This is a genomic window from Chryseobacterium sp. sg2396, from assembly GCF_042610505.1.
Taxonomy (GTDB): Bacteria; Bacteroidota; Bacteroidia; order Flavobacteriales; family Weeksellaceae; genus Chryseobacterium.
The window spans coordinates 104,816-121,341 of the sequence record NZ_JBHGAQ010000009.1 but is presented as its reverse complement, the minus strand read 5'-3'; the positions used below and the strand labels follow the sequence as shown (position 1 = coordinate 121,341).

The following is a 16,526-nucleotide window of genomic DNA, read 5'->3' as shown; positions in this document are numbered from 1 at the left end:
ATCTTTTGAAATACAGAATGTTTTAAGACGCAAAGATTTTATCTTTGATAAAATTGAATACTGCTTATTTTAAAAAAGATAAAATTTAAATGTCAGTATTAGCGATATACAAATTTGACAGTGTCGAATTCCTTGCGTCTTACAGCAGCATGATTATTAAGTCCTCTTGCGCCTTTGCGCATTCCAACAAACCATCAATCGCATCAATTAAAAATTGATAAGCGAAGCGTATTTACCCGCAGGAATTCACCATTCAACCTCAAATGAATCGCCATCTACAAAACTTTAAGAAATTTTAATCCCGGTTTTTTGGGTTTGGCTTGAAACTTTCTGCTAAATTTGGGTAACATCAAATAATAAAACATGGAAATCTCTCTTCACAATCAGGTGGCCATTATCACAGGAGCCTCCAGCGGAATCGGATCAGGAATTGCAAAATCGTTAGGTTTGGCTGGCGCTACAGTCGTTGTTAATCATTCTTCGGAACACTCGTTGGATGATGCCCAAGCGGTTTTAAAGGAAATCACAGATGCCGGAGGAAGCGGGATTACTTACCAGTGTGATGTTTCCAGCGAAGACGAAGTCATCAGAATGTTCGGCGATGTGGTGGCACAATTCGGAACGGTCGATATTCTTGTAAACAATGCCGGCGTTCAAAAAGACGCAAAATTTACCGAAATGACCCTTGATCAGTGGAATACGGTCATCGGCATCAACCTTACCGGTCAGTTCTTATGCGCCAGGGAAGCGATCAAAGAATTCCTTCGCCGCGGGATTGACACTTCCCGTTCCGTAGCCTGCGGAAAGATCATTCACATCAGTTCGGTACACGAAGTGATTCCATGGGCGGGACATGCCAATTATGCGGCCAGCAAAGGCGCAATCCGGATGCTGATGCAGACCCTGGCGCAGGAATATGGAGCTGATAAAATCCGTGTGAATTCTATTTGTCCGGGAGCCATCCAGACGCCGATCAACAAGGGGGCATGGAGCACGCCGGAAGCCTTGAATTCATTAATGACCCTGATTCCCTACAACCGTATCGGGCAGCCGCAGGATATCGGGAACCTTGCTGTATTCCTGGCCAGCGACAATGCAGATTACATCACCGGAGCCAGCATTTTCATCGATGGCGGAATGACGACCTTTGAAAGTTTTTCAACAGGCGGATAAGCTTAGGGCGCACATTTCCGGCTTTCACTACTCGCTTTTTTGTACCGGGCTTTTTCCGGGCTTACAAAAAGAGCTCAGACAGGCCGTTCAATCCGGGGCGCATCGCAGCCAAAGTATAAACAACGTTTTTTAAATCAATTATCATTTATCAATCATCCATATTCCGCGACGCATGAAAGAAAAAGAAAGACTATCCGACGTTACCTGGAAAAAATGGGGCCCTTACGTCAGCAACCGCGAATGGGGCGTTGTGCGGGAAGATTACAGTCCGGACGGTAAAGCCTGGAAATACACTAACCATGATATTGCGGAGGCCAAAACCTACCGTTGGGGCGAAGAAGGCATATGCGGGATTTGCGACGACTTTCAGAAGCTTGTTTTTTCTGTCGGATTCTGGAATAAAAAGGATAAAATGGTGAAAGAACGTTTCTTCGGGCTTTCCAACAGCCAGGGGAACCACGGGGAAGATGTGAAGGAATACTTTTATTACCTTGATGCAACCCCGACGCATTCTTATATGAAAATGCTGTATAAGTATCCTCAGAATGCCTTTCCGTATGATGAGCTCATCCGCACCAATGCGCAGCGCAGCCGCCAGGAACCTGAATATGAACTGATCGATACCGGAATTTTCGATCAGAATGAATATTTCGATGTTTTTATAGAGTACGCTAAGGAAAACCAAAATGATATTCTGATAAAACTTACTGTTATCAATAAATCCGAAAAGGAAGCCCCTTTAATTGTATTGCCTACGGTCTGGTTCAGGAATACCTGGAGCTGGGGTTACAATGATTATAAACCGCAGATGAATTCCGAGGATGCGGAAATCATCAAAATCAATCACAAAGACCTCGAAATTAAAAATTTATATGCGAAACAGTCTGAAAAAGTACTGTTCTGCGATAACGAAACCAATGATGAAAGGCTGTATCAGTCTGAGAACGCTTCAAAATATACCAAAGACGGAATTAACAATTTTGTGGTTAACGGAAATTCACAATCGGTCAATCCCAAAGACTTCGGAACAAAAGCGGCCTTTTTTATCGATGAATCTTTTAAGCCTAAAGAAACAAAAATTTTTGAATTCAGGTTGTCCGATAAAGATATGCAGCAGCCTTTTGAAGATTTTGAGGATATTTTTAATTCAAGAAAAAAAGAAGCCGATGAGTTTTATGCCGACATCCAGTGCGGGATAAAGACGGATGATGAAAAGCTGGTCCAGCGGCAGGCTTTTGCCGGAATGCTTTGGAACAAAATGTTTTACCATTACAATGTGGAAAAGTGGCTTAAGGGTGATCCTGCAGAAATTCCACCGCCCAAATCCCGCGAGAAAATCCGGAATTATGAATGGAAGCATCTCAATAACGAGCACATCATCTCGATGCCGGATAAATGGGAATACCCGTGGTATGCGACCTGGGATCTTGCCTTTCACACCATCAGCTTTTCCCTGATCGATCCTGATTTTGCCAAGCAGCAGCTCAAATTATTCCTTTTTGAATGGTATATGCATCCCAACGGGCAGCTTCCCGCTTACGAATGGGATTTCAGTGATGTCAATCCGCCGGTGCATGCCTGGGCAGTTTTCCGGGTTTTTAAAATCGATGAGTACCTGAAACATAAACCGGATCTTGAATTCCTGGAAAGTGCTTTCCAAAAACTCCTGATGAATTTTACATGGTGGGTCAATAAAAAGGACCACAACGGCAACAATATTTTTGAAGGAGGATTTCTCGGGCTCGATAATATCGGGGCCTTCGACAGAAATGCGCCTCTCCCAAACGGGGAACACCTGGAGCAATCTGACGGAACTAGCTGGATGGCTATGTTTGCGCTCAATATGATGCGTATTGCCCTTGAACTGGCTCTTTACAATAATATTTACGAGGAAATGGCCATGAAATTCTTCGAGCATTTCCTGGCGATTGCCAATTCACTCGACAATATGGGCGATGAATGCTTCAGTCTTTGGGATGAGCAGGACGAATTTTTCTATGATGCCATTGCTTCAAACGACGGAAGCCATATGTACCTTAAACTGCGGACGATCGTCGGATTGATTCCGATGTTCGCCGTTGAGGTGATCGATGATGAAATGATTGAAAAGCTGCCTAATTTTAAGGAAAGGATGAACTGGGTGCTGGAAAACAAGCCGGAGCTGGCGGCTTTGGTGTCGCATTGGGACGTCAAAGGCGATGATTCCAAGCATTTGCTTTCTCTTCTTCGCGGTCACCGGCTGAAAAGGCTGCTAAGCAGAATGCTGGATCCGGATCAGTTTTTAAGTGATTTCGGTGTCCGGGCCTTATCTAAGGAATATGAAGAAAATCCGTACACATTAAGCCTGAACGGAATGGATTATACTGTAAAATATACACCTGCAGAAAGTGACAGTGGCCTTTTCGGAGGTAACAGCAACTGGCGCGGGCCGATCTGGTTCCCGATCAATTTTCTTATTATTGAAAGCCTGCAACGCTTTTTCTTTTATTACAGTCCGGATTTCCTGGTAGAATTTCCGACGGGAAGCGGAAAATATTCCAATCTGGATGAGATTGCGGATGCTTTAAGCCACAGGCTTTCGAAATTATTTTTAATGGATGAAAATGGAAAGCGGCCTTTTAACGGACAGTATCCAAGATTCCAGACCGATCCCGATTTCAAGGATTATATTCTGTTTTATGAATATTTTCATGGAGACAGCGGCCGTGGGGTAGGAGCTTCGCACCAGACCGGATGGACCGGGTTAATTGCAAAGATCCTGATGCCGAGGTTTTCCAAAAAACAAATCGCCGAATCAGAAACCGAAATGCCGGAAAAACCGGCATCATAAGAGAATTAAATTAATTTTTTACTTTACTCAAAAATCTGCTGTATAACTTCCAGAGAAGCCGGAATTTTAAATTCAGTGATATGATAATGATAGTATACGAGAAGACTGTCTAGAAAGTCTTTCCGCAGGGCGGAAGGAATTCTTACCCGATAAGGATTTTCTGCCGTAAGAATGTTTTTCCATACCGAGGAAATTTCTCCGTTGAAAAGCTGGTGCATGGCTTCGGCAGTGAAAGTTCCGGTTTCCGGATCAAGGTATTTGCTTTCATTCATCAGCGGAGCCACTCCCTGGATTTTTAAGATTTTCATTAAAAAGATAAGGTGCGACTGGTAATTCCGGTTCTGGAGCTCGTCAATAAACTCTTCCAGGCAAAAGAAGAGGGGATGGTTTTTATTTTCGTGTCTCAGGTTCTGATTCAGGAAATCCGAAATAAAGAACACCACGGTATTGCAGCGGATATCGGTATAAATATCGTTGCTTTTCATCATCTCGAATTTCGAAATCGTCTGGATCCCGTTGCCTTTCAGGGGATTCAAAGAAAAGCTGAGTTTGCTCAAAGGCAGAAGAAGGGCTTTCTTCTTATTTTTTTTGGTGTAAATTCCCTTTAAAAAATAAGACTGAAACCCGTCTTCCTCGGTAAAACAATGCAGAACAGCATCGTTTTCCCCGTATTTTATATAGGATAATAAAAATCCGTTTTGTGAATTCATTAATTTGAAGTGAATTCGGTACTATTTAATTTATGTTCAGCGATTAAAAGAAACTTCAAGCATCATTCTCGCTTCCGGTCTTTACCCAATTCTATTTTAATTTACCACCGCGATCTTGGCCGTCGCTTTATCGCTGCCGTCCTCATTGGTCATCAATACAAAATAAACACCTGAAGCCACACGTTGTGCTCTTTGGTTATTAAGGTCCCACTCATAATATCCGCCTCTGGCCACTGCAGAATGCACCACATTTCCTGTAGCATCAACGATTCTGATATTGGTCACTTCCGCAAGCCCTTTGATGGTTACTTTCCCTTTAAAGTTGGAGTACACCACCGGGTTAGGATATACCATCACATTTCCGAAGCCTGAAGTAACATCTGAAACATCACCCTGATAGGTTACGATTCCGTCATAGGAAGCAAAATATACCTTTCCTGTTTTCTTATCGACTTTAATATCGGTAATCGTGTTGGTCGGAAGCGGGGAGTTTTCTTTGGTAAAGTGCTTGATCGTCTGCTGGCCGTCTGAGGATAAGTAATAAACTCCTCCGCCATCTACAGAAACCCACTTGTGGTCTCCGGCATCCACTTCGATCTGTAAAATCTGTCCGTCCCTGAAAAGTTCTTCCCCCAATCCGTTCTGCTCGATAATAATCGGTTCTACTTTGGCTGTTGCCGGTGTTTTGACTTCGGTAACTGCATTCGGCAACACCCTTAAACCCACATCGCCGCCAATCCAGGCATCCCCGGATTTATCAATGGCTACGGAAAGCGTACCTCCTGAAGTTGTCGCAAAACCGTTGTCCTGAGTTAATATATATTCCTTGTCATCCGACGTATTGACCGTTTTTTTAGCATCATAAGCGATGAAGTTATTAACCCTTGGCGTTGGGATCCAAAGCAGTCCTTCGTAATACAAAGGCTTTTGGGCTACCCCGTAGTTCTGTGCCGTATTCCGGATCAGGAAATCGTCGGTGGCCCTGTCATAAGCACCTACTGCCGTAAACGGACCGAACGTCGGACCGTCATTGGAGAAAGCAAGAGTTACAAACAGGTTATTCACATCATCAAAGGTAAGACCTACAGGACGCCTTGCATCGTTTTCGGTTCCCATATTGTACCTTTTTACCAGGCTGAAATCTTTAGTTGCCGGGTCATATTTCATTTTGTAGACCCCGCGTGTTCCGTCCTGCATATAATTCGTGAAGAAAACATCATTCGCATTTACCGGGTCGGATACGGCATCCAATATGTTGAATATATTGGTGTTTGGCTTAAAATATGAAGGATGCACCCATTCGTTTCCGGTGAAATAGTAGAACCCCGGATTTTTATAATTGATAACGGCTGTATTAAACCTGCTTTCCCTGGCTCCTGTCGAAACCAGAATCTGGTTGTCTCCGTAAATGCTCAGTTTGTAGGCAAAGTTTAAATACGGCCCGTCCGGTCTGAAAGAAGTTCCGCCTTCATTTTTTATACCCGACATAATGGTTCCTCCATATACGCTGCTTCCGATCCTTGTAGCCGTATTGCATTCCTCCCCAAAAGTAACATTGCTGTTGAATGTTCCGTTGGTATTAAAAGTATAGATCCTGCTGAGATCGGTAACAATAATATTGCCGGAAGTTACCACCACATCATGCACATTGGTAAACGACTGTGCAATCGGAGTCGGTGTTCCGCCATTATAGACATAAGCTGTATTGGCCGATGAAAAGCTTAAAACACCTTCCGAATCGATATGTTTGAAAGCACCGGAAAGCTCTGTCGTCCATGTAGTGAAAACAGGAAATGTCGTATTCATTTCATGGCTTTTTAAGCCCGTATTGGTAACCGAATATACTTTATTTCCGAAAATAGTAGCCTCGTTGCTTGCTTCATATAAGCCACCGGATAGGAAAAACGCAGAATCTTTAAATTCCTTTTTCTTTAAATCGAAAATAGATACTCCGTATCCTACCGAAATTACTGCCAGATCTCCCGTAATGGAAATATGATTTATTTTTTTACTCCCATTATAACCTGTTGCAATCGGGATATCTACAATATAAGTAATACCTTCCGGAGTAATAACATCCAGAGAACCATTCTGATAACCCACCAACCCTATCTTGGTCTGCGGGTTATAGTCGAAGGCTGAAACTTTAACTTCATGCAGTCCGTTCGCTTTGGACAGCTTGGTAATTTCACCTGTGGAAATGGTATAATAAAAAATACCGTTTTCGGCGGCTGCAACTATTTTCCCGTTATCTTCCTTCATGGCCAGGACGTTATTGTAGGAAAATAAGTCGGCCCATTTTTTTGAAGAAATAGTCTGTGCATGTGCAACGTGCAGGGATGCCAGGATACCAAGAGAAATTAAAGAGAGTTTTTTCATGCTTATGCTATTATGCTGCTGTCTATTACCTGATTGTTCCAGGAAATATGTTTTACGTTTTTATCTGAATCGAAAAAGAAATCGAGCCTGCCTAATAAAAGTCCTGCCCATCCTACCTGATTTACCAGCACGTTTTTCCCTGCTCTGTTAGTAAACGTCTGTGGTTCCGGTAAAAAGGTATGGGTGTGCCCTCCCAGAATAAGATCTATATTTTCTGTCTTGGCAGCCAGAATCTTATCATTGAGTTTATCGGGTTCGTCTTCATACTCATAGCCGATGTGCGAAAGGCAGATCACAAGATCACATTTCTGATCATTTTTAAGGAAACCGGAATAATGCTGTGCCACCTCTACAGGATCCGAGTATACGGTTTCACCGTATTGCTTTTTGCCTACCAGCCCGTCCAATTTGATGCCGACACCGAAAATTCCTACTTTGATTCCGTTTTTATTGAAAATTTTATATGGTATCGTTTTGCCATCCAGCACCGTATTTTTAAAATCGTAGTTGGAGCAGATAAAAGGGAACTGTGCATTAGGCAATACCTTTAAAAATCCGTTCAGGCCATTGTCGAAATCATGATTTCCCATGGTGGAAGCATCGTACTTCATCATGGACATCAGTTTAAATTCCAGTTCGCCTCCGAAAAAATTGAAATAGGGGGTTCCTTGGAAAATATCTCCTGAGTCGAGAAGTAAAAGATTCGGTTCCTGACTTCTGATCTGCTGGATCAGGCTTGCTCTTCTGGCAAAACCTCCCTGGTTGGGGTTCCTGGTATAGCTGGCATCGAAAGGTTCGATCCTGCTGTGTTGGTCGTTGGTATGAAGGATAGTCAGTTTATTTGCAGATTTCAGATCAAGGATCTTCAATTCTTCCGCCATCATCATATTCGGAGCCAGAGCCATGGCCAGGGTTCCGCCGCTTATTGCTTTTAAAAAACTTTTTCTGTCCATTATTTCTTACCGGTAAAATTTAAACGTACGTCTGTCGGAGGTACGACTTCAGGATTTTTTTTGAAATAATCAATAAAAAGATCCCTTAATTTAAGTCCTGTCGGAATCATTTCCCCTTTGGAGAAAAATTTCATGTTGTCACCGCCAAGTGCCAGGTAATCGGAGGTTGCAATGTAATAATCCTGATCAGGATTCACTGTTTTTCCGTTGATTAGCGTCCTGGTGAGTTGTCCGTTGGTGGTTTCGATGTATAAATGAGATACCGGATTGTTTACTTGGCGTTCTGCATAATAATTAAACAACCCTTGCAGATCCGTTCCTTTCATTTTTACAATGATAATCTCATTTTCAAAGGGCATTACTTCAAAGACGCTTTTCAGTAAAATATCACCTTTGCCGATCGTCGTGCGGATTCCGCCGATATTGATGAGCGCCGCATCTATATTTCTCTGCAGGTTTTTTTTTGCCCATTCATTCGCTCCGTCGAAGGTGTAGTCTGCCAAAAGATTACCGAGATTGCTGTTGTTGCCCTGTTTGGTAAGATCCACATGGGTGTGCGAGATCTTCTGGCCCATCTCCTTATCCAGCTTCTGCTTATAGGGTGCGATGGTTTTTACAAACTCCTCATCATTTTTCAGCTCATTATTAATAGAAATATTTTTCCGGATCTCCACTTTTCCGAGGTGCATGGAAGAGGCCGGTGGAGCCGTCTTACAACCTGAAAGTGCAGCCAGGGCAATTCCTAATAACAAGAATTTATTTTTCATATACAGCAAATTATCGTTACAGGTTCCGCCGCTGGTATTTTTCGGAGCGGGGTTTATCCTGTCTCTTAGTATATGCAAATATAATTATATGTATAATAAAACATTAGTAATTATTAGAAATTCTTATCGTAAATTATTAAATTTGGCAAAAATATATTCTAACAGATGAGCATTTTAAAAGGAGTAGGTGTTGCATTGGTAACACCCTTTAATGAAGATTTATCCGTTGATTTTGAGAGTCTGACGAAATTGGTGGACTACAACATCGAGAACGGAACCAATTATTTAGTGGTGCTGGGAACTACAGCCGAGGCGGCAACGCTTTCTGCAGAGGAGAAGAAACAGGTAATTGAGCACATCATTAAGGTTAATAATAAACGCGTTCCCCTGGTGTTGGGAATCGGCGGGAATAATACTCTGGAAGTAAAGAAACAGATCGAAGAGGCAGACTTATCTGAGTTCGAAGCGGTATTATCCGTATCTCCGTATTACAATAAACCTAATCAGGAAGGCCTTTATCAGCATTATAAGGCATTGGCTTCCACCGGTAAGAATATCATTATATACAATGTTCCGTCAAGAACGGGGCAGAATATTGAGGCAGAAACGACTTTGCGTCTGGCCAAAGAATTTCCGAATTTATTCCTGATTAAAGAAGCCGCTCCGAATATTCTTCAGTATTTCGATATTTTAAGAAAAAAACCGGAAGGTTTCAATCTCGTTTCTGGTGATGATGAATATACGCTTCCGGTTACACTGGCAGGAGGAAACGGTGTGATTTCCGTAATCGGCCAGGCTTATCCGAAAGAGTTCTCAACTATGGTGCAGCTGGCTTTTGACGGGAAGATGAAGGAAGCTTACGAAATCCACAATAAGCTGGTAGAAATTACAAGACTGATCTTCGCAGAAGGAAACCCGTGTGGAGTCAAGGCAGTTTTAACGGAGAAAGGAATCGTTAAGAATTACCTGAGACTGCCGTTGGTTCCTGCATCAGAAAAACTTTATGCTAAAATAAAAGCCGAGATGGCAAACATTTAAAGTGAATACGCAATTTGCTTTGCCATGAATTGTGAATTTTCAAGTACCTTTTTATAAGGTTACAATAAATAGATTAAGGTGAAAGGTTCAATGCTTTTCACCTTTTTAATTAAACTCATTTGGAAATTATGAAACTGATTAAAGCCACAGAAAAAGACATTCCCTTAATCCAGGACCTTGCGAGAAGATCCTGGGAAAATGCATATGCCGAAATACTTTCCGGCGAACAGATGGAATATATGCTCTCCACCATGTATTCTGCAGAAGAAATTGCAGCACACCTACAACAACCCCACTACCATTATTACTTAATTAAAAATGAAAGCAGTGATTCTTATGACGGCTTTATCGGATACGAGAACGGATATGAAGAAAAAACAACAAAACTTCACCGGATTTACCTGGTTCCGGAAAGTAAAGGAAAAGGAGTAGGGAAGTACGCCATTACATTCTTAAAAGAAAAAGTATCAGCATATGGGGACCGTAGGATTATTCTGAATGTCAATAAATACAATCCGGCCGGAAGCTTCTATAAATCACAGGGCTTCAGTATTTATGATGAGGGGGTTTTTGATATTGGTAACGGTTTTGTAATGGACGATTATCTGATGGAATTTCATATTGAAAAACAGGCAGAATAAAAATTTTTTAAAAATAATTTATAATTCTATTAAAAGTGATTTATAAATTTTATATCTTTGCTAAACCAAATCACGTACAATAATACATTCATATGCTTGGTGCTAAGCTATTTCAGCTTTTTATCAGTATATTTTTTTCATCCTTAGTGTTTAAATTCCTGTATTTTCCAATGCAGGAATTTTTTTAGTAGCTTAAATGGATCAAGCACAAATTTCATACATACCTTTAAAGATCCGAGCGTTTTTTTTAATAAGCACTTAGAGCATGTTTAAATTTTAATTCAGCAAACTTTCCGTCATTTCTCTTAATTTTCTGAATTAAATAAACTTTGTTTATTCTTCACTTTAGTACGATGATTTCAATTGATTTAATTGAATATTACAGGGTAACCGACATATTGATTTTTTAAGCTAAAATGCCTTAAATTCTTAATGTTAAAATATAAAGGTAAATTTAAACAGGCTCTTCAATTCAGTTTTCTGTATTTTCTTTCAATAGCAGACTGTATTTGAAAAGTACGGCTGAATAAGTAGTAGGAACTGAATAATTTAAAGTATCTATTACATAGGATTCAGAAATATCGAAAAGGAATTTTAAAAATCAATTCTGATGTTTGTATTGTAAATAATTGATAACTATTTATATATGATGAAATGAACTCATAGGGTTAACTACTGATAACTGAAAACTCTGATTCGGAAAATGAATATCAATGATTTTATCATTATAGTGTGAAAAAAATAGAATGAATTATTTTGCAGTTAAAATTATTATATTATCTTTGTGCTATACTATTCACTTAATGGTGATAATTGGTCTGAGGACGCCAGGACTATTTATATATTTTGGGGTCCGAAGATCATAAACCGTAAGAAATTTGTTTCGCATGCGAAACTGCTTATAGAAATCACAATGTTAGTTTAAACAAAATGAATTATAAAATTTCCAATTAAAAAGCGCAGAAGATCTTTAAACAAAACGGTACAATCATGAAAACTTAAATGGAGTCGGAAGGCAGATTCGTTTCATTATTACCTTTCGACGAAATATCAGTTAGTTTTTATAATAAAAGTTGGAACGTAATTCATTTTGTTTTTTTTAAAGCTGAAACCATTCGCATAAAAATAAATATTTTCACAGCAAATCACAGAATGTTAAAGTAATTATCATCAAAGTAAAGTAATTTCTTCAAATAACAGTTTTATAAGGGGAACCGCATAGAGATCAGATCTTTGTGCGGTTTTTTTATGAAATTTTACTCCACTTGTTTTTGCCTTTATAGTTTCTCAGGTAATAATTTTTAATGATTTGGTTATCAGGTCTTGCGAGCAGAGGATCGGCTTCCAGGATTTTTTCTACGGTATTTTTAGTTGCCCTGATAATAGCCGAATCGTTGACCAGATCCAGTTTTTTGAAATCAACGATACCGCTCTGCTGGGTTCCCAGGATATCTCCCGGGCCGCGGAGCTGCATATCGACCTCAGAAATTTTAAAGCCGTCGGTGCTTTCCACCATGGTCTTGATGCGGGTTCTGCTGTCTTTGGATAATTTATCGGAAGTCATCAGGATGCAGTAGCTCTGCTCTGCGCCTCGGCCTACGCGCCCCCGCAGCTGATGAAGCTGTGAGAGACCAAATCTTTCCGAACTTTCAATCACCATTACTGAAGCATTCGGGACATTTACCCCGACTTCGATTACGGTAGTTGCCACCATGATCTGGGCGTTGCCGGAAGCGAAATATGTCATCGCCGCATCCTTTTCATCCGGTTTCATTTTCCCGTGAAGCATCGTCACATTGTACTTTGAAAAATTATCCATGATGTTTTCCATTCCCTCCATCAGGTTTCTGTAATCCAGGGTTTCGGATTCCTCAATCAGAGGATATACAAAATAGATCTGCCGACCCTTCTGAATCTCCTCACGGCAGAAATTGTATACACAAGCCCGGTCTTTCTCCCTTCGGTGCGCAGTAATGATCGGCTTTCTCCCTACAGGCAGCTCGTCAATAACGGAAACATCGAGATCGGAGTAAAAGCTCATGGCCAGCGTCCGTGGAATAGGAGTGGCAGTCATCACGAGGATATGGGGCGGAATTTTATTTTTAGCCCAGAGCTTTGCCCGTTGTGCCACTCCGAAACGGTGTTGCTCATCGATAATGGCAAGTCCTAAATTTTTAAATTTGACTTTATCCTCCAAAATGGCATGGGTTCCCACCAGAATCGAAAGTTCCCCGTTTTCCAGTTCTTCATGGATGATATTGCGTTCAGATTTTTTGCTGGAACCTGTTAAAAGCCGGACACTGACTTCCGTATTTTCTAAAAGTTCTTTAATCCCGTTATAATGCTGCTGGGCAAGGATTTCCGTCGGTGCCATAATGCAACTCTGGAAACCGTTGTCTTTGGCGATAAGCATGGTTAGAAGGGCAACCATAGTCTTTCCCGAGCCTACGTCTCCCTGTAACAGCCGGTTCATCTGGATCGGTCGTTTCATATCCATGCGGATTTCCTTCAACACTCTTTTCTGGGCACCGGTCAGTTCAAACGGAAGATGATGTTCATAAAAATCATTGAAATAATCCCCGATCACCGGGAATGGATTTCCTGCGGTGTGCGTTTTATGGTGCAGCTTCTTCAGACCGAATCCCAGCTGGAAAAAGAAAGATTCTTCAAACTTTAACCGGTAATTGGCTTTCTCAAAATGCTCCATGTCCTTCGGAAAATGGATGTTGAGATAGGTGTGCTGCCTCGATAAGAATTTGAATGCCTTCATGAGGTAATCCGGAAAATTCTCATAGATCAGATTCGGAATTTCCCTGCATACATTTTTTATAACCACCTGAAAGAATCTTTGGTTCAGTCCTCTCTTGGTTAATTTTTCAGAGCTTGGATAAATGGGCCTCAATCTTTTTTCAGTATCTTTTTTCTCCTCTATTTCAATCTCCGGATGCGGCATGGAAAACTGATGGTTGAAAACATTGATCTTCCCGAAAATAAAAACTTCTTTATTCACCGGAAGCTGCTCTTTCAGCCATTTTGAGTACTGAAACCACACGAGATCCATAGAACCGGTATCATCATTGAATTTGGCGGAAAGTCTTTTAATTTTTCCGGTCTGTATTTCCTGAATATTGGTAATTCTTCCTTTCAGCTGCACATCGGTTGCCAGGTCTGTGAGTTCGCCGATCTTATGCACCTTGCTTTTATCCAGATACCGGATGGGGAAAAAGTTCAGAAGATCTTCCACGGTGGAAATCCCCAAGACACTTTTGATGAGCTTGGCTTTTTCGGGGCCGATCCCTTTTACGTATTCTATGGAAGTTTCTAACGTCATTTTAAAGAACCACGAATTTCGGGAAAAATTAGAAATTAGAAAAGACTTTCGGGCCTGAAAGTCTTTGTGTGGATTAATCTTTTATTTTCGATTTAAATTTTTTCTGGTAATCTTCCCATTGCTCTCTCGAACGGATTTTCTTGAAAAGATCCTTTGAGATAAATTCCAGGTAAGGTTCTAATTCCTTGGCGGATAATTCTCCCTGCAAAATGGTGATCGGACCTCCTTTCTCATCCAGAAAAACCGTACTCGGAACGGCTCCGACATTCATATACTGGGTAAATTCGTGCATAGAATTCCTCCCTTTTTTGTGTTCCTTATTTTCATTGGAAAACTTTCTGCCGAAGATCTCAACGGTCTTCTTTTCTTCCGCATTGAATTTTACCGCATAATAGTTTTCATTTAAAATATCGGCAATCACCTGATGACCGTAGGTTTTTTTATCCATGATCTTGCATGGGCCGCACCAGTCTGCATAAAAATCGATCAGTATCTTTTTGGGATTTTCTTTCTGTGCTTTAAGAGCCTCTTCTATGGTCATCCACTTTACCTGCGCAAAGCTGAGCGTCATCAAAAACAGGCAGAGTATGCTTATTACCTTTTTCATGATTTGGTATTTTAAGTAAAAGTAAGCATTTACTAAGATCTATTTCACATCCTGCATCAATTTTTTTACAAGAGGGGAAATGATAATTAAAACAACTCCGGCTATCACGGCATATAATCCCAGTTGTTTATATCCATCGGTATAGGTAATCAGAGCATCATAGTTTGTGGAACCTTCTTTTGCTGTGGCAAGTCCTGCACCGATAATTCCCGCTACGTACTGCCCATATGCTGACGCCAGGAACCACATTCCCATCATCATTCCCTGAAGATTTTTGGTGGAAAGCTTCGTCATGATCGATAAGCCGATAGGAGAGAGGCAGAGTTCACCCAAAGTAATTACGAGCAATGCGATTGTGAAGAAGTTCAGCGAAGTAATTCCCTGCAGGTTGGCAAAGAATTTTGTCGCAAATAAAATATAATATCCCAACCCAAGGAAGATAAATCCTAATCCGAATTTGATGATCGTATTCGGTTCGATTTTCTTTTTATTCATCCAGATCCATAACAATCCGATCAGCGGTGCAAGGAAAATAATGAAAAATGCTCCTCCGGAATTATTTACCCCGTTTGGATCTAATCCCAGTAAATCTTTATTTAAATTTTTAGCGGCAAAAATGCTTAACGAACCTCCGCTCTGCTCATAAATTCCCCAAAACAGAATCGAGAACAGGATGAAAACCAATGCTGCCCAAAGCTTTTTGCGTTCTGAAGGCGTCACTTTGGTCATTTCATAAAATAAATAGATCAGCGTCAAAGGCCCAACGGTCCACATGAAATAATCGGTGTACTCCGTTTTTGCTACCATGACCATGATGATGGGTACAAAAATTAATGATAATGCATAAACACCGTATTCAATCCATTTCGGAATTGGAGCCGATTTTGTTTCGTTTTCAGGATGTCCGGGCTGAAGGCCGATCGGTCCCATTCTTTTTTGGGTAAAAACAAAATTGATTAAACTTATTACCATTACAATGGCAGCCAGACCAAAGGCAACATTCCACCGCAAAGATTCAGGAATCAGATGGTCTAAAATTTCACCTTTTCCGATGGCAATACATAAATAGCCTCCCAGTAACGCTCCGAGATTGATTCCGGCATAAAAAAGTGAAAAACCCGCATCTGCCCTTGAGTCATTCGGCTTATAAAGCTGGCCGACCATTGAGGAGATATTCGGCTTGAAGAAACCTGTACCCACGACAGTAAAAGCAATGCCTAAGAAGAAAAATTGGTGGGGATCTGTTGCTAAAATCGCACTTCCTACAATCATGAGAAGCCCGCCCCAGAACAGGGATTTCCTGAATCCTAAAATCTTATCGGCAAACAAGCCGCCGATAAAGGTAAAGGCATACACAAAAGCCTGGGTAGCCCCGTATTGCAGATTGGCTTCGCTTTCGTGGAAATTAAGCTGGGAGATCATAAAGAAAACCAGCATTCCCCTCATGCCGTAGAAACAGAAGCGCTCCCACATTTCAGAAAAGAAAAGGCTCCAGATCTGCTTTGGGTATTTCCCTTTAAAATCCTGTATTTCGTCTAAAGTTAAATTCATAATGGTATGATGGAGTTTTTAATTAAAAGTTGGATGGTCATCCTGATCCGGTTCGAAGCGGATGCGGTCCTGATTGATAAGCGCTTTAAAATTTTATATAGGTTCAATGATTTGCTTACTGAATTAAATTTTCCGAGCTTCAGTGGTTCTGGATGGATTCGTTGATGTAATAATTGACTTTTATCCTGACTGCCTAGTCTAATCAGGAGTCTGTAGTGTGTCCAGCTCAATTCGTGACGCAATGCGTCACCTATCGGAAATACCTGATAAAAGGCCCTCATGTTTCTCAGGTTACTTTCATCAAACCCTTTTCCGAATTCCAGCGTCAGCTTTCTTGATAGGTTTCTCAGGGTATATTTTCCGTATTCCGCACGTTCTTTTACTTTCTGTTCATCCTCAACAATCAGTTTCCCGATCTGCCAATAAGTAAGCAGCAGAGTAGAATTGGCCACACGGAATATCTTTTCGCGCGACTGTATAATAATCTCTTTTACCGACTGAAATAAAAGGTCTTCAGAAATTTCCATCATACGAAAATAAAAAAAA

The 16,526-nt window shown here is 40.9% G+C and carries 12 protein-coding genes; 4 read left to right on the top strand and 8 right to left on the bottom strand.

What is annotated here, in order from left to right:
• Nucleotides 1-363 precede the first annotated feature (363 nt).
• Together ACED20_RS11315 and ACED20_RS11310 are read left to right on the top strand one after the other, a co-directional pair.
• On the top strand, nucleotides 364-1,173 hold the full coding sequence (locus ACED20_RS11315; protein WP_294199064.1) for a glucose 1-dehydrogenase: 810 nt from the start codon (nucleotides 364-366) through the stop codon (nucleotides 1,171-1,173).
• 172 nt (nucleotides 1,174-1,345) lie between these two features.
• The gene (locus ACED20_RS11310; protein ID WP_294220459.1) at nucleotides 1,346-4,003 is read left to right on the top strand and encodes a glucosidase; all 2,658 of its coding nucleotides are present in this window, start codon (nucleotides 1,346-1,348) and stop codon (nucleotides 4,001-4,003) included.
• Between the two features lie 23 nt (nucleotides 4,004-4,026).
• Here the strand turns inward: ACED20_RS11310 and recO are convergent, their stop codons facing one another.
• From recO to ACED20_RS11290, 4 genes are all read right to left on the bottom strand, one after another.
• Nucleotides 4,027-4,713, bottom strand: a complete 687-nt coding sequence (gene recO / locus ACED20_RS11305) for a DNA repair protein RecO (RefSeq protein ID WP_294199066.1) — start codon at nucleotides 4,711-4,713, stop codon at nucleotides 4,027-4,029.
• Between the two features lie 96 nt (nucleotides 4,714-4,809).
• The gene (locus tag ACED20_RS11300; protein ID WP_294220462.1) at nucleotides 4,810-7,092 is read right to left on the bottom strand and encodes a T9SS type A sorting domain-containing protein; all 2,283 of its coding nucleotides are present in this window, start codon (nucleotides 7,090-7,092) and stop codon (nucleotides 4,810-4,812) included.
• A gap of 2 nt (nucleotides 7,093-7,094) precedes the next feature.
• A complete protein-coding gene (locus tag ACED20_RS11295; protein ID WP_294236558.1) occupies nucleotides 7,095-8,045 on the bottom strand; it encodes a bifunctional UDP-sugar hydrolase/5'-nucleotidase in 951 nt (316 codons plus the stop codon).
• On the bottom strand, nucleotides 8,045-8,812 hold the full coding sequence (locus ACED20_RS11290; protein ID WP_294226005.1) for a 5'-nucleotidase C-terminal domain-containing protein: 768 nt from the start codon (nucleotides 8,810-8,812) through the stop codon (nucleotides 8,045-8,047). The genes ACED20_RS11295 and ACED20_RS11290 overlap by 1 nt, the downstream gene beginning before the upstream one ends.
• A 165-nt stretch (nucleotides 8,813-8,977) precedes the next feature.
• Between ACED20_RS11290 and dapA the strand changes: the two genes are divergently transcribed.
• The gene (dapA, locus tag ACED20_RS11285; protein WP_294226007.1) at nucleotides 8,978-9,850 is read left to right on the top strand and encodes a 4-hydroxy-tetrahydrodipicolinate synthase; all 873 of its coding nucleotides are present in this window, start codon (nucleotides 8,978-8,980) and stop codon (nucleotides 9,848-9,850) included.
• A gap of 128 nt (nucleotides 9,851-9,978) precedes the next feature.
• Entirely contained in the window at nucleotides 9,979-10,491 is a 513-nt protein-coding gene (locus ACED20_RS11280) for a GNAT family N-acetyltransferase (protein ID WP_378104638.1), read from the top strand.
• 1,246 nt (nucleotides 10,492-11,737) lie between these two features.
• Here ACED20_RS11280 and recG read toward each other — a convergent pair.
• The 4 genes from recG to ACED20_RS11260 all read right to left on the bottom strand — a co-directional run bounded on the left by recG (nucleotide 11,738) and on the right by ACED20_RS11260 (nucleotide 16,510).
• Nucleotides 11,738-13,822 carry an ATP-dependent DNA helicase RecG gene (gene recG, locus ACED20_RS11275; protein ID WP_378104636.1) on the bottom strand — a complete coding sequence of 695 codons (2,085 nt, stop codon included), beginning with the start codon at nucleotides 13,820-13,822 and terminating at the stop codon, nucleotides 11,738-11,740.
• Nucleotides 13,823-13,895: 73 nt separating this feature from the next.
• On the bottom strand, nucleotides 13,896-14,429 hold the full coding sequence (locus tag ACED20_RS11270) for a thioredoxin fold domain-containing protein (RefSeq protein ID WP_294226013.1): 534 nt from the start codon (nucleotides 14,427-14,429) through the stop codon (nucleotides 13,896-13,898).
• A gap of 39 nt (nucleotides 14,430-14,468) precedes the next feature.
• On the bottom strand, nucleotides 14,469-15,980 hold the full coding sequence (locus ACED20_RS11265; RefSeq protein ID WP_294226015.1) for a peptide MFS transporter: 1,512 nt from the start codon (nucleotides 15,978-15,980) through the stop codon (nucleotides 14,469-14,471).
• Entirely contained in the window at nucleotides 15,977-16,510 is a 534-nt protein-coding gene (locus tag ACED20_RS11260; RefSeq protein ID WP_294267448.1) for a DUF1016 N-terminal domain-containing protein, read from the bottom strand. The genes ACED20_RS11265 and ACED20_RS11260 overlap by 4 nt, the downstream gene beginning before the upstream one ends.
• Nucleotides 16,511-16,526 lie beyond the last annotated feature (16 nt).